Origin of the sequence: Amycolatopsis sp. NPDC049159, from assembly GCF_040648295.1 — a bacterium.
Taxonomy (GTDB): Bacteria; Actinomycetota; Actinomycetes; order Mycobacteriales; family Pseudonocardiaceae; genus Amycolatopsis; species Amycolatopsis pretoriensis_A.
Genome location: NZ_JBEZDL010000003.1, coordinates 478,727 through 492,616, shown reverse-complemented (window position 1 = coordinate 492,616; position 13,890 = coordinate 478,727). Strand labels below are relative to the sequence as shown.

Below are 13,890 nucleotides of genomic sequence, written 5' to 3'. Positions count from 1 at the left end.
TTCCGGCGTTTCAGCGGATGACGAGCCCGTGGGCGGCGGCGAAGGCGAGCGCCGTCTCGACGTCGACGTCGGCGCCCCGCAGGTCGGCCTGCACGAGCGCGTTCGCGTCGAGGCGTGCGCCACGCAGGTCGGCGCCGTCGAACTTCGCGCCCTGCAAGCGGGCGCCGGTCAGGTCGCTGCCGCGGAGGTCGGCGCCCGCGAGGTCGGCGTCGGTCAGGTTGGCCTCCCGCAGCCGCAGCCCGGACAGGCCCAGCTTGCGCAGCCGCGCCTTCGCGAGCGACGCCAGCGAGAGGTCGCACTCGGTCAGCGCGATCCCGGCGAACCCGCAGTCGGTGAACGAGGTGCCCAGCAGCGAACACGACGTCCAGCGGCTTTCGGCGAGCACCGTGCGCTCGAAGGTGCACGAGCGGAACGCCGACGCGTCGTGGCGCGAGCGCGAAAGATCGGCCCGGCTGAACACGCAGTCGTCGAACGTGCACCCGCGGGTCCGCAACCCGCTGAGGTCCGCCCCCGTGAAGTCGCAGCCGGTGAACCGGCGCTTTTCCCACCACTGCCCCGACAACACCGCTTCGCGGTAGTCCTCCCCGGTCTCCAGCACGGGCCCCAGGGTGTCACACGCGCCCGCCGTCAGAGCTTCGCACCCTGGACGCAGGCCATCGCCTCGACGTGCTCTCGCAGCTGTTTCCTCGCTGTCGGGCACGTGGACCGCAGGAACGCCGGGGTGTCGGCCCCGTCGCCGGGTGCGTCGAACGCCATCACGACGGCGTCGCCGATGCGGACCTCGGCGTGCCCGACCTTCCCGTCCTCGCCGACGACCCGGCCGAGCTCTTCGGCGTCGAAGGCGCGCTTCCGCTGCATACTGGGGTCCATGGGAGTTCCGCTGCGGCCGCTGGCGGTGGCCGGGGCGCGGTCGGTGTACCGCGAGGTCGCGCCGCCGCCCGCGCTCGCGGCGGTGCTGGCGTGTGGCTGGCACGGGCGGACCGGCTGGGCGCGGCCGCTGCGCGTCCTGCCCGACGGCTGCGCGGACCTGGTCTGGGACGGCACCGCGCTCACCGTGGTCGGCACCGTCGGCGCCCCGCTGCGGCTGTGGCTCCCGGCGGCGGAAACCCGCGTCGGCGTCCGGCTGCGCTGCGGTGCCGCGGCGGCGGTCCTCGGGACGCCGATGCCGGAGCTGCCCGCGGGCGCGACCCGGCTGAGCGACCTCTGGGGCGCCGAGGCCCGTCGTGCCGAAGACGCCCTCGCCGCCGCCGATCCCTTGGCGCAGCGCGGAATCCTCGAGAAGCTCGTCGCCGGCCGGGGCGTGGTGCCGGACCGCCGGGTGCTGGCCGCGATCGACGCGCTGGGCCGTCCTTCGGTGCGCGCCACCGACGTCGCCGCCGAAGTGGGCGTGAGCGAACGCGCGTTGCGGCGGCACCTCGTGCACGCGGTCGGCGCCGGGCCGAAGCAGGTCCACCGGGTCCGGCGGTTCCAGCTTTTCCTGCGCCGGCTCGAGCTTTTGGCAGATCGCCGGACGTCGCTGGCGGGCGTCGCGGCGGACCTCGGCTACGCCGACCAGTCCCACCTCGGCCGCGACTGCCGCCGCCTGTCGGGTTCGTCCCCCGCGGCGCTCGTCCGGGTGGCCGAAAAGTTCCAGACCGGCGCGGTGCCGCCGGGCCACGATCAGCGGCATGTTCCGAGTGACGATCCCGGTCCGCTGTGACGACATCGACGCGAACGGCCACGTCCGCGGCCCGGCTTACCTGGCGTACGCCGATCACGCGCGCTGGGCGTGCGTGCAGGCGGCGGGCATCGACCCGGCGGAGCTGACCGCGCGCCGCATCGGCCCGGTCAACCTGGAGACGACGCTGCGCTTCCACCACGAGCTCACCCCGGGCGGCGAGGTGTCGGTCAGCTGCGCGTTCGAGTGGGGCACGGGGAAGACATCGCGGGTGGCCCAGGAGTTCCACACCCCGGACGGCACTTTGGTGGCATCGGTGACGTCCGTGTCGGGCCTGCTGGACCTCGACCACCGGCGGCTGGTGAGCGATCCCGGCGCGCACTGGCGGGCGCTGGCCACGCGTCCCGAACTGCTGGGACTGGCTTGAGGATTGGGTTGGCCGGTATGCCCGACGAGCAGTTCGCCGATCCCGGTCTCGTCGGTGCCGGACATCGGCTGCGGCACCGGTTCTTTGCTGCACCAGGCTCCTGAATCCGACTTCGCCGTGATGACCGGCCACCGTGGGGGAAGCGGTCACGGCCGACGGGAGCACCGTCCGGTCGTGGAACGACGCCGGTCCCTTCGAGAACGGCCTCGATCACCGGAAGTCGCGGGACTTCGCCTTGATCCGCATCTGCAGCGGCTCGACGCGGTGGGCCAGGACGCTCACCACGCCGTCGGCCTTCTCCACCACCCCGCGGATCAGGAGCGCCGGGCTGCCGCGGGCCACGCGGTGGTAGCGCTGCCACAGGCCCAATGTGCAGATCACGTTCACCATCCCCGTTTCGTCCTCGATGTTGAGGAACGTGACGCCGGCCGCGGTCGCGGGGCGTTGGCGGTGGGTCACCGCGCCGCCGATCAGGACTCGGGCGCCGTCGTCGAGGGCGGCCAGGCCGCTCGCCGGGACCACGCCCAGTTCGTCGAGGTGGTCGCGGATGAACTCGGTCGGGTAGCTGTCCGGGGACACGCCCGTCGCCCAGACGTCCGCCGCCGCGAGGTCGAGGCCGTCCATGCCCGGCAGCGCCGGTGCCTGGGCGCCGATCAGGCCGGGCAGCTTCTCCGGCCGTTCGCCGGCGACCGCGCCCGCGGTCCACAACGCCTGGCGGCGGTCGCCGCCGAAGCTCGCGAACGCGCCGGCCGTCGCCAGTACCTCGATCTGCGGGGTGGTCAGCCGCACGCGGCGGGCGACGTCGGCCATGTCGCGGTAGTCGCCGTTTTCCGTCCGCTCGGCCACGATCCGCTTCGCGACGTCTTCGCCGATCTTCCGCACGGTGCTCAGCCCGGTCCGCACCGCGTGCAGCTTTCCCCCGTCCGGCAACGGTTCCAGCGTCGCGTGCGGCAAGCTGCGGTTGATGTCCGGGCCGTGCACGGTGACGCCGTGGCGCCGCGCGTCGGCGACCAGCGACTGCGGCGAGTAGAACCCCATCGGCTGCGCGCGCAGCAGGCCCGCCAGGAACGCGTCCGGGTGGTAGAACTTGAAGTAGGCACTGGAAAACACCAGGTGCGCGAAGCTCAGCGCGTGGCTCTCCGGGAAGCCGAAGTTCGCGAACGCCTTGAGCTTCAGGAAGATCTTCTGCGCCAGCTCGTCGTCGACGCCGTTCGCGGCGGCGCCTTCGAGGAACCGCTGCCGCAGCCGGTCCATCTTGCGGTCCGAGCGCTTCGACCCCATCGCGTGCCGCAGCTGGTCGGCCTCCGCCGCGGTGAAGTTGGCGACGTCGAGCGCGATCTGCATCATCTGCTCCTGGAACAGCGGCACGCCCTTGGTCTTGTGCAGCGCCTTCTCCAGCAGCGGGTGGTCGTAGCTCCACTCCTCGCGCCCCTGCTTGCGGCGGATGTACGGGTGCACCGAGCCGCCCTGGATCGGGCCGGGCCGGATCAGCGCGACCTCGACGGCGAGGTCGTAGAACTCCGTGGGCCGCAGGCGAGGCAGGGTCGCCAGCTGCGCGCGGCTTTCGACCTGGAAGACGCCGATCGCGTCGGCGCGGCACAGCATTCCGTAGATCTGCTGGTCGGCGAGGTCCAGTTCGGCGAGGTCGACGAGCTCGCCCTTGTAGTCGTGGACGAGGTCGATCATGTAGTGCAGCGCGGAAAGCATGCCGAGCCCGAGCAGGTCGAACTTGACCAGCCCGGCGGCGGCGCAGTCCTCCTTCTCCCACTGGATGACGCTGCGGTCGGCCATCCGCGCCCACTCGACCGGCACGACCTGGCTCACCGGCTCCTGGCACATGACCATGCCGCCGGAGTGGATGCCCAGGTGGCGCGGGAAGTCCTCGAGGGCGAAGGCCAGCTGGACGACGTCGTCCGGGATGTCGTGGTCGTGGTCCTTTTCGGTGCTGCGCAACGAACCCCAGCGGTCGATCTGCTTGCTCCAGGCGTCCTGCTGGCCCGGTGAGTAGCCGAGCGCCCGCGCCGCGTCGCGGACCGCGGACCGGGCGCGGTAGGTGATCACGTTCGCGACCTGGGCGGTGCGCAGGCGGCCGTGCTTCGCGAAGACGTACTGGATGGCCTCTTCGCGGCGGTCGGACTCGATGTCGAGGTCGATGTCGGGATAGCCGTCGCGGTCCGGGGCGAGGAAGCGCTCGAAGAGGAGTTCGTAGGCGACGGAGTCGACCTTCGTGATGCCGAGCGCGTAGCAGACGGCCGAGTTCGCCGCCGAGCCGCGGCCCTGGCACAGGATGTCGTTCTCGCGGCAGAACCGGACGATGTCCCAGACGATCAGGAAGTACCCGGGGAAGCCGAGTTCTTCGATGATCCGGAGTTCGTGCTCGATCTGGGCTTTCGCCTTTTCTTCGTGCGGTTTGCCCTTGAACCGTTCCTTCGCCCCTTCCTCGGTCAGCTTGCGCAGGTGGATCGCTTCGGTTTCACCCGCCGGGACGTCGAACGGCGGCAGCTTCGGGGCGAGCAGCTTCAGCGGGAACGCACATTCCATGCCCAGCAACGCACTGCGCCGGACCGCGCCCGGGTAGCGGCGGAACAGGACGTCCATTTCGGCGCCGCTGCGCAGGAACGCCGTCCCGGCCGCGGGCAGCCACCCTTCGAGCTCGTCGATCCCCCGCCGCGCCCGGATCGCGGCGAGCGCGTCGGCCAGCGGCGCCCGTTCGGGACGGGCGTAGTGCGCGGCGGTGGTGGCGACGGTCGGCAGGCCGAACTCCTCCGCGAGCCGGGTGAGGACGTCGTTGTGCGTGCTGTCCAGCGGCTGGCGGTGGTCGGTGAGCTCGACGTAGACGTGGTCGCGCCCGAAGCGTCCGACGAGTTCTCGCAGCTGTTCGGCGGCGGCCGCCGGGCCGTGCGTGACGAGCGCCGAGCGCACCGCCCCTTTGCGGCACCCGGTCAGCACGACGCACTGCCCGGCGACCTCCTCGGCGACCGCACCGAGGTCGTAACTGGGTTTGCCCTTTTCGGCGTCGTGGTGGATCTGCCCGGCGGTGATGGCGCGGCAGAGGGCCCGGTAGCCCTGGTCACCGCGGGCGAGCAGGAGGAGGTGCTCGCCTTCGGGGTCCGGGACGCCGTTTTGCGGGTTGCGCAGGCCGAAGCTGAGCTCGGTCCCGAAGACGGTGTCGACCCCGAGTTCCCGCGCGGCTTCGGCGAAGCGGACGACGCCGTACATGCCGTCGTGATCGGTGAGGGCGATGGCGTCGAGCTTGAGCCGCGCGGCTTCTTCGACGAGCTCTTCGGGGTGGCTGGCGCCGTCGAGGAAGCTGAAGTTGGAGTGGCAGTGCAGCTCGGCGTAGGGCACGCGGACGGCCTCGCCGCCGTCGTCGGTGCCGCGGGCGGGGAGGTCTTCGGGGCGCTGGTAGCCCTCGCGGTGCCGGCCCCAGGCGGGACTGTCGCCGTGGTCGCCGGGCGGGAGGTCGCCGGCGAGGGTGCGGGCGAGGTCCTGCCAGCGGACGGGTGGGTTGTTCCAGCCCATTCAGCTGCTCCCGGGATCGTCCCGCCGCTGCTCTTCGGCGGCGCGGCGACGGCGGTGCCAGTTGGAGGGGTGGTTCCACCGGCTGCGGGCTTCGGAGATGGGCCGCGGCTCGTGCGGCTCGTGCGGCTCGACGGCGGCTTCGCGGCGGCGGTGGAGGTTCGGGTCGGGGTCGCGCGAGAGGTCTTGCGGTGCGGCAGCGGCTTCACGGCGACGCGGGTTCGGGTCGGAGTCGGACGAAGGGTCTTGCGGTGCGGCAGCGGCTTCACGGCGACGCGGGTTCGGGTCGGAGTCGTGCGAAGGGTCTTGCGGTGCAGCAGGGGCTTCACGGCGATGACGAGGGTTCGATTCGGAATCGTGCGAAGGGCCTTGCGGTGCAGCAGGGGCTTCACGGCGATGCGGGTTCGGGGCGAGGTCGCGCGAGAGGTCTTGCGGTGCAGCAGCGTCGCCGCGGCGATGCGGGTTCGGGGCGAGGTCGCGCGAGAGGTCTTGCGGTGCAGCAGCGGCTTCCCGGCGGCGGGGGTTCGGGTCCGAGTCGCGCGAGAAGTCTTGCGGTTCGGCGGCCTCGGCACGGCGCAGCGAGTTCGACGGGTGGTTCCAGCGGCTGCGGGCCTCGGCCTCGCTCATCGGGTGTGGGCTTTGCGGCTCGGCGGCCTGCTCGCGGCGGCGCGAATCCGCCCCGCGCGCACTCGACGGGCCGGAGTCGCTCGGGTGGGCGGTGTCCTTGCGGCGGGTTCGGCGGCCGGGTTCGCTCAGGCGGCAGCCGTTCTCCCCGGAGGGTCGGGGCAGCGGGATCACCACTGCCAGGCCCGCGTCACCGGCGGAGGGTTCCTCGGCGGGCGGCAGCTCGCCTCGGACCGACCAGCGTTCCGCCGGTGGGTGTTCGCGCGTTCCGTCCGGGGCCGGGATGTCGCGCAGCCACTGGTGGGGTGCGGCCCCGGGCTCGGCTCGCAGCCAGGCGCGCAGGCGTCGTGCGTAGTCCTCGTCCATGCTCAGTCGTACACTCCCTCGACCGTCCACAGTGGATTTTCCGTGCCCGCGCAGTGCACCAGCACCGCTTCGGGTGGCTCGTCGCCCTCGCCGGCGAGCACCAGCTGGAGCCGGGCGCGGCGGGGGCCCGGGTGGCGGCGGTCCGGGGTCAGCGGCCACGGGCCGGCCCAGCCCACGACGGTGCGGCGGGCGCCGCCGGCGATCGTCAGGCCGGCCGGGGGTGCCGTGATCCTGTCCCGGGCCGTGAGTCCCACTTTGCGGCCGTCGGCGGCGTAGACCTGGGCGGGGACCGGCCGGTCCAAGACCGTCGCCGGGGAGGGGGACGGCAGGCGGCCCGGCCAGGTCGCGTCCGGCGGGGTGGTGCGCTCGCGGGGGTCGCCCCAGGGCACCAGGCGGACGCGGCCCGCGGGGTCGCGGCCGCCGTCGAGCAGGGGGGTGAGCACGCCTTCGGGGCCGAGCAGGCCCTGGATCCGGACGAACGCGCGCGCCGCCCGCTCGTCCTCCTCCTCGGAGCCGCCGTTCTGCCAGAGGTCGAGCTGGAGCGACCGGCCTTCGACCGTCTCCTCCGGTTCGAGCCGCAGCCGCACCACGCCGGACGTCGGGCGCTCACCCGGTGCCGCGCGCAGCCAGCCTTCGAACTGCCAGCGGACGCGGTCGGCGACGCCCGCGGGGGTCAGCGGTTCGGCGCAGCGCCACACGCGGCCGAGGTGTTCGCCTTCTTCGGTGACCGCGTAGATGCCGAGGCGCGTGCACGCCAGGCCGTGGCCGGCGAGGCCCGCGCAGAACCGCGTCGCGAGGCCCTTCGCGAGGAACGCGGCGACGTCGATCCGCTCGACGACCGGGTCGAACTCCTCGGTCAGCGTCAGCTCCGGCGGCGGACGGCGACGCAGCGGCGGCCGTTCGGAGCGGCCGCGCGCCAGCCGGTGGGCGAGCAGCCCGGCCGTGCCGAACCGGTTGGCGACGTCGCGCTCCGGCAGTTCGGCGAACGCGCCGAGCGTCTTCAACCCGAGCCGGCGCAGGAGGTCGACGAGCTCCGCGCGCTCGGCGCCGGGCTGGTCGAGCTCGGTGACGGGCAGCGGGGCGAGGAATTCGGCGACGCGCCCGGGTTCGACGAACTCTCCGCAGCGGGCGGCGAGCGTCGCGGCGAAGAGCCCTTCGGCGATCCCGACCTGGCATTCGACGTCGGCCGCGGCCGACACCTCGTCGACGAGCCGCTCGACGAGGGCGTGTTCGCCGCCGAAGTACGGCGCGGCGCCGTCGACGGGCACCGCGACGAGACCCGGCCGCACGACTTCGACGCCGACGACGAGCGCCTCGACCGCCCGCGCGACGGCCTCGAAGAGCCGGGCGTCGCGCCCGTCGTCCGCGGCGAAGACGACGAGTTCGGGACAGTTCGACTGCGCCTCCCGCCGCCGCATCCCCCGCCGCACCCGGCTCCGCCGCGCGACGGCGTTGCAGGCGACGACCCGATTCGCGCTGAAGACGGCGGCGGGTTCGGTGACGGCAGTGCCGGCGACGGCCGCGGCGGCGACGGCGGGCCAGTCCGGGCACCAGAGGACCAGCATGCGGGTGGGGGTTTCGGGGGTGCCGCGCTGGGCTGGGACGGTCATGCGGCCCCCTGTCCCTGGACCGAGCGCGGGCGGCCGGAGTACCACCGCGCGCCGAGTCCGGCGTGGTCGGTCCCAGCCGCCGGGGGCAAGCGCGAGCCGGGGCAACGGCCCGCCCCGAGGAAGGACGGAAGAGCCCAGCTCGACCACTGCTCGGGAAGAGCGGGCCGGGCAGCCCAACTCGAGCGCCGCTCGGGCGAGGACCCGAGAGCCCAACTCGACCGCCACTCGAGCAGGGACAGAAGAGCCCAACTCAAGCGCCGCTCAGGCGAGGACAGGAGAGCCCAACTCAAGCGCCGCTCAGGCGAGGGCAGAAGAGCCCAACTCAAGCGCCGCTCGGGCAAGGACAGAAGAGCCGAACTCAAGCGCCGCTCGGGCGAGGGCAGAACAGCCCAGATCGAGCGCCGCTCAGGCGGGAACAGAACAGCCCAACTCGACCGCCGCTCGGGCAGGGCCGGCCGAACCAAGGGCGAAGCAACGCTCATGCCGTCGCCACCTCGCCGAGTTCCGTCGCGCTGACCGCTTCGGTAGCCGGGCCCGGCAGGGACAGCTCCGCCGTCACGGGGCGGGCCGCCGAGCCGCGGCCGTGGGCTCGGACCAGGACCCGGCGCTCGCGGAGGTGGCCGTAGCCGTTCTCCGGGCCTGTCCAGGCCTCGCGGCGGCAGGACAGCTCGATGTCCGCTCCCGGCCAGGCTCCCCCCGTCAACAGCACTGCGCCGCGGTGGCGGGCGCGGGCCGACAAGCGGCGGGCCACCGCCGGAGACACCGTCTCGGAACGGACCGCCACCACGTCCACGCCGTCCAGCAGCGCTGCCACCACCGCCGGGAACTCCACGCCCGGGCGAGGCACCAGGGCCAGCCGGGTCAGGTCGGCTCCGTACTCGGCCGCGGCCGCCAGCCCCAGGGAGGGCATGCCGACCACCGCCGCCCAGGAACCCGCCGCCGTGGCCGGGGCGAGGAGGGCGAGCAGCAACGACGTCGAGCCGTGGACCGCCACCGTGCTCCCGCGCCGGAGCCCGGCGGCGGGCAGCAGCCCGGCCAGTGCCGGGGCGACCGGGAGCACCCTTCCCGTCGCCCGCGCGCGCTCGGCCTGGGCCGCCACCCGGCTCGCCGTGCTGACCCCGGGCAGGGCCGCCAGCCGGGCCACCGGCGGCTCCACCACAGCGGTCACCGCACGCACCTCCCCACCACGGACTGGGCCGGCGGTCGGGCCTCTCCCAAAACGCGACCGACGGCACTGGTCCGCCGCGGGGAAGGCGGCGGCACTGCATCTATCAACCATCGTCGAACACCTGTTCGACATGAACCATGAAACCCCGAACCGAAGACCCTGTCAAGTCACCCGAAAGCGGCACACAAACCAGTTGCCCGAGCCACCGCGGAACAACTAGACAGACGCCCGTGGAGCTCACCGACGCCCGGCCCGAAGACGCCCCGGAACTGCTGGTCCTGCAACGCTGCTGCTGGGTCCAGGAAGCCCTCCTGAACGACACCCTCGACATCCCCGCGCTGCACGAATCCCTCGACGACGTGCGCGACTGGACCAAGACGTGGTCGGTCTGGCTCCTGCGGGAGGACCACCGCCTGATCGGCGCCGTCCGCGCCCGGCTCGAAGGGGACCACTGGGAGCTCGGCAGGCTGATGGTCGCGCCGGACTTCGCCGGCCGCGGGCTGGGCCGCCGGCTCCTCGCCCACGCCGAAGCGCAGGCACCCGCCGAAGCCCGCCGGTTCTCGCTCTTCACCGGGGCGCGCAGCACCCGCAACATCACGATGTACCAGCGCGCGGGCTACCGGCTGACCGAGCCACCCGAAGCCGGCGGCCACATCGCCGGGGCCGTGTACCTGGAGAAGGACCGCCAATAGCCCGGTCCGCCCACCGGGTGCGACGGGGTCGGCTAGATTGCCCGGTGGACTTGGGGGTGGCGATGACCGAACGGCTGAGACGGCCGGTCCTGTGGATCGCCGGCGCGCTCGTCGCGGCGGGTGCGGTGGCCGCCGTGGTGCTGACCGCCGGTGGCGGGGTGCCCGGGGCCACGGCCGCGGCCCCGGGGCCGACGACCATGGGCGCGGAGTGGCGCTCGTTCCGCGCCGACGTCACCGGGATCCGTCCCGGCCCGGACGCAACGACCCTGTTCGTGCAGGTCGCGCTGCCCGGCAAGGACCCCGGCTGCGTCCGGGAGCCGCGGATCGAGCAGCTCGTGGAGGCGAAGGCCGACATCCGCGCCGACGTCGTCTACTCGACGCGGCCCGCGGCCGGCGGCTGCCAGGACAAGGTGCCCGCCGAGCTGCGGCTGAGCACGTCCGAGCCGGTCGCGGACCGGACCGTGATCCTCAACTCCGACACCGGCAACGCCTGGCACAAGCTCGGTGCCGGCTGGGGCCACTGCGACCGCCAGGGCACCTGCGCCCCGCCCGCCGACCACTGCGACCCCGCGTGGATCGGCGCCGCGGTGTCCGCCGCGGGCGCCGAAAGCGCCGGGACCACCCGCGCCTGCGACCCGGCCTGGCTGGTCGTCGACCTGCTGGTGAAGCAGACCGAAGCGCCTTCACGCACCGCGTTCCGCTGGGGCGACGGCGGCTGGACGTCGTTCGCGCAGACCAAGGCCGCGGGCTGCGGGGAGATCCGGGCGGCCGACCCGAAGTTCCCGGTCGCGCTGTGCAAGGCGCTGCCCGCGCCCGCCTAGCGCGGCAGCTTCTTGACGACCTCGGCGCCGACCGCCTTCACCGCCGCGTCGGACTCCTCCTGCGGCATCGGCGAGTTCGAGAAGAACCCCTTGTCCCAGCCGGAAATCTCGACCGTGACGACGTTCGCGCCGGCGAGCACGTGCAGCTCGGCGCCGCTGAACGCGCTCTTCGTGACCAGCCGGACCAGCGACGCCTTGTCGCCGAGGCCGGGTACGTCGACCGGCGGCACCTCCGGCTTCGTCGGCATGAAGTTGTCCTTCGCCTGCCGCTCCGCGTCTTCACCGGAGTACTCGACGACGCGGATGTTCATCGTCGCGTCGCGGACGTTCTCGTCGGGGCCCGGCTTGAACCCGCAGCCGATCTGCTTCAGCCCCGGCAGCGTGTCGGCGCTGCCCGGGTTGCCGCCGACGTAGCTCGGGAACCCGGCCTGCGCCAGCACCTGCGCCGGGATCGAGCACTCCGCCGGCGGCGGCACCGCGCTCGGCGCCTTGCCCGTGCTCGCGTAGTAGTCGCTCGCGACGATCGCGAGCGGGATGCCCGCACCGAGCAGCACGACGACCCCGCCGACGATGCCGAAGATCAACCCGAGACGCTTCTTCTTCGGCGGCGGCATCGGCGGGCCGTACCCCGGGTAGCCCTGCTGCGGCGGATAGCCGGGCGGCGGGTACCCCTGCTGCGGCGGGTAACCCGGGGGCGGGTACCCGGGCTGCTGACCCGGGTACCCCTGCTGACCCTGTCCGTACTGCGGCGGTTGCTGCATCGAGCCCTCCCTCTCGAAGCGCGGGGACGCTGACATCCGGGGCTTCGCCTCGGAGCCCCCGAAAGCGGTCAGTGCGCGAAGTGGCGCGTCCCCGTCAGGTACATGGTGACGCCGGCCTTCTCCGCGGCCGCGATGACCTCGGCGTCCCGGACCGAGCCACCGGGCTGCACGATCGCGCGGACCCCCGCCTCGACCAGCACCTCCAGGCCGTCCGGGAACGGGAAGAACGCGTCGGACGCACCCACCGAACCCTTGGCCCGGTCCCCCGCCCGCGAGACCGCGAGCCGCGAGGAGTCGACGCGGTTGACCTGGCCCATGCCGACGCCGACGGTGGCGCCGTCGGCGGCCAGCAGGATCGCGTTCGACTTGACCGCGCGCAGCGAGCGCCACGCGAACTCGAGGTCGCGCAGGGTCTGCTCGTCGGCCGGGGCGCCGGTGGCGAGCTGCCACGACGCCGGGTTGTCACCCGGCGCGTCGATCGCGTCGGCGGTCTGCAGCAGCACGCCGCCGGAGATCGGGCGGAATTCGATCGACGACGCCGGGGCCGCCGGCAGCTTCAGCAGCCGGATGTTCTTCTTGCGCTGCAGGATCTCCAGCGCTTCGGCGTCGAAGTCCGGGGCCAGGACGACCTCGGTGAAGACCTTCTCGATCTGCTCGGCCGCCTCGCGGGTGACCGGCCGGTTCGTCGCGATGACGCCGCCGTAGGCCGAAACCGGGTCGCACGCGTGCGCCTTGCGGTGGGCCTCGGCGACGTCCGCGCCGACCGCGATGCCGCACGGGTTGGCGTGCTTGATGATCGCGACGGCGGGCTCGGCGAAGTCGAACGCGGCGCGGCGGGCGGCGTCGGTGTCGACGAAGTTGTTGTAGGACATGGCCTTGCCGTGCAGCTGCTCGGCGTGCGCCAGGCCCGGGCGGTCGCTCTTGTACAGCGCGGCCTTCTGGTGCGGGTTCTCGCCGTAGCGCAGGACGTCGGCGCGTTCCCAGGTGGCGCCCAGGAAGTCCGGGAAGCCGGCGGCGGCGGTGGCCTCGTCCGGGGCGTACGCGCTGGCGAACCACGAAGCGACGGCCGTGTCGTACGCCGCCGTGTGCGCGTAGGCCCGGGCCGCGAGCCGCTTGCGGTCCTCGAAGTCGAAGCCGCCGTCGGCGACGCGCTCGAGCACCCAGCCGTAGCGGGCCGGGTCGACGACGACCGCGACGCTGCCGTGGTTCTTCGCCGCCGCGCGGACCATGGCCGGGCCGCCGATGTCGATGTTCTCGACGCAGTCCTCGGCGCTCGCGCCGGACGCGACGGTCTGCGCGAACGGGTACAGGTTGACCACCAGCAGGTCGAACGCCGCGATGTCCAGCTTGCGCAGCTGCTCGACGTGGTCGGGGTTGCCCTGGTCGGCCAGCAGGCCGGCGTGCACGTTCGGGTGCAGCGTCTTGACGCGCCCGTCCAGCGATTCGGGGAAGCCGGTGACCGCTTCGACCGGCGTGACCGGGATCCCCGCGTCGGCGATGACCTTCGCCGTGCCGCCCGTGGAGACGATCTCGACGCCGGCCGCGTGCAGGCCGGTCGCGAGGTCCAGCAGGCCCGCCTTGTCCGAGACGCCGATCAGCGCCCGGCGGACCGGGCGCCGTCCCAGGTCAGTGCTCACGAAATGTCACCTTTCGTCCGTCCACGGTGCAGCCACCGCGGCCGAGTCGCTCGATCGTTTCCACCAGCAGCCTGCGTTCGACGGCCTTGATCCGTTCGTGCAGGACGTCTTCGGTGTCGTCGTGCTCCACGACGACGGCTTCCTGGGCGATGATCGGCCCGGTGTCGACCCCGGCGTCCGCGAAGTGCACGGTCGAGCCGGTGACCTTGACGCCGGCCTCCAGCGCGTCGCGGACCGCGTGCATCCCCGGGAACGACGGGAGCAGCGCCGGGTGCGTGTTGACCACGGTGAACCGGCCGAGGAACTCACTCCCGAGGATCTTCATGAACCCGGCCGAGACGACGAGGTCGGGCTGGTACGCCGCGACGGCCTCGGTCAGCGCCTTGTCCCAGGCGGCCCGGTCGGGGTGGTCGGCGACGCGGACGGTGAACGACGGGACGCTCACGCGCTCGGCGCGGGTGAGGGCTTCGATGCCGGTGCGGTCGGCGCCGACGGCGACGACCTTGGCCGGGAAGCCGGACCGCCCGGTGGCGTCCAGCACCGCCTGCAGGAGGGTTCCGGAGCCCGACGCGAGCACGACGAGCTTCACCGGAGTGGGCAGCTCCAAC

13 protein-coding genes are annotated in these 13,890 nt (G+C 73.3%); 4 read left to right on the top strand and 9 right to left on the bottom strand.

Features of this window, described 5'->3' with window-relative positions:
* Window positions 1-10: 10 nt before the first annotated feature.
* Both AB0B33_RS08585 and AB0B33_RS08580 read right to left on the bottom strand, forming a co-directional pair.
* The gene (locus AB0B33_RS08585) at window positions 11-598 is read right to left on the bottom strand and encodes a pentapeptide repeat-containing protein (protein WP_247014895.1); all 588 of its coding nucleotides are present in this window, start codon (window positions 596-598) and stop codon (window positions 11-13) included.
* Between the two features lie 29 nt (window positions 599-627).
* Window positions 628-858 (bottom strand): hypothetical protein, encoded by a 231-nt coding sequence (locus AB0B33_RS08580; RefSeq protein ID WP_360768418.1) that lies wholly within the window; start codon window positions 856-858, stop codon window positions 628-630.
* A gap of 10 nt (window positions 859-868) precedes the next feature.
* Here AB0B33_RS08580 and AB0B33_RS08575 point away from each other — a divergent pair, with 10 nt between their 5' ends.
* Window positions 869-1,699, top strand: coding sequence for a helix-turn-helix domain-containing protein (locus AB0B33_RS08575; RefSeq protein ID WP_360768415.1), 831 nt, complete (start codon window positions 869-871; stop codon window positions 1,697-1,699).
* The gene (locus tag AB0B33_RS08570) at window positions 1,668-2,084 is read left to right on the top strand and encodes an acyl-CoA thioesterase (RefSeq protein WP_360768412.1); all 417 of its coding nucleotides are present in this window, start codon (window positions 1,668-1,670) and stop codon (window positions 2,082-2,084) included. Before AB0B33_RS08575 ends, AB0B33_RS08570 begins: the two co-directional genes overlap by 32 nt.
* A 210-nt stretch (window positions 2,085-2,294) precedes the next feature.
* Here the strand turns inward: AB0B33_RS08570 and AB0B33_RS08565 are convergent, their stop codons facing one another.
* The 4 genes from AB0B33_RS08565 to AB0B33_RS08550 all read right to left on the bottom strand — a co-directional run bounded on the left by AB0B33_RS08565 (window position 2,295) and on the right by AB0B33_RS08550 (window position 9,371).
* Window positions 2,295-5,606, bottom strand: coding sequence for an error-prone DNA polymerase (locus tag AB0B33_RS08565; protein WP_360768409.1), 3,312 nt, complete (start codon window positions 5,604-5,606; stop codon window positions 2,295-2,297).
* On the bottom strand, window positions 5,607-6,593 hold the full coding sequence (locus tag AB0B33_RS08560) for a hypothetical protein (protein ID WP_360768406.1): 987 nt from the start codon (window positions 6,591-6,593) through the stop codon (window positions 5,607-5,609). It lies immediately after the preceding gene.
* 2 nt (window positions 6,594-6,595) lie between these two features.
* On the bottom strand, window positions 6,596-8,158 hold the full coding sequence (locus tag AB0B33_RS08555; protein WP_360768646.1) for a DNA polymerase Y family protein: 1,563 nt from the start codon (window positions 8,156-8,158) through the stop codon (window positions 6,596-6,598).
* Between the two features lie 523 nt (window positions 8,159-8,681).
* Complete coding sequence (locus AB0B33_RS08550; protein ID WP_360768404.1) at window positions 8,682-9,371, bottom strand: hypothetical protein; 690 nt, start codon at window positions 9,369-9,371, stop codon at window positions 8,682-8,684.
* 230 nt (window positions 9,372-9,601) lie between these two features.
* Between AB0B33_RS08550 and AB0B33_RS08545 the strand changes: the two genes are divergently transcribed.
* Both AB0B33_RS08545 and AB0B33_RS08540 read left to right on the top strand, forming a co-directional pair.
* Window positions 9,602-10,063 (top strand): GNAT family N-acetyltransferase, encoded by a 462-nt coding sequence (locus tag AB0B33_RS08545; protein WP_247014909.1) that lies wholly within the window; start codon window positions 9,602-9,604, stop codon window positions 10,061-10,063.
* Window positions 10,064-10,125: 62 nt separating this feature from the next.
* Window positions 10,126-10,884, top strand: coding sequence for a hypothetical protein (locus AB0B33_RS08540; RefSeq protein ID WP_360768401.1), 759 nt, complete (start codon window positions 10,126-10,128; stop codon window positions 10,882-10,884).
* Here AB0B33_RS08540 and AB0B33_RS08535 read toward each other — a convergent pair.
* The 3 genes from AB0B33_RS08535 to purN form a co-directional block, all read right to left on the bottom strand.
* Window positions 10,881-11,645: a hypothetical protein gene (locus AB0B33_RS08535; RefSeq protein WP_247014912.1), complete on the bottom strand. Its 765-nt coding sequence runs from the start codon at window positions 11,643-11,645 to the stop codon at window positions 10,881-10,883. The two genes, AB0B33_RS08540 and AB0B33_RS08535, sit on opposite strands and share 4 nt — an antisense overlap.
* A gap of 68 nt (window positions 11,646-11,713) precedes the next feature.
* Window positions 11,714-13,282, bottom strand: coding sequence for a bifunctional phosphoribosylaminoimidazolecarboxamide formyltransferase/IMP cyclohydrolase (gene purH, locus AB0B33_RS08530; RefSeq protein WP_360768398.1), 1,569 nt, complete (start codon window positions 13,280-13,282; stop codon window positions 11,714-11,716).
* On the bottom strand, window positions 13,272-13,889 hold the full coding sequence (purN, locus tag AB0B33_RS08525) for a phosphoribosylglycinamide formyltransferase (RefSeq protein ID WP_360768643.1): 618 nt from the start codon (window positions 13,887-13,889) through the stop codon (window positions 13,272-13,274). Before purN ends, purH begins: the two co-directional genes overlap by 11 nt.
* Window position 13,890: the final 1 nt, after the last annotated feature.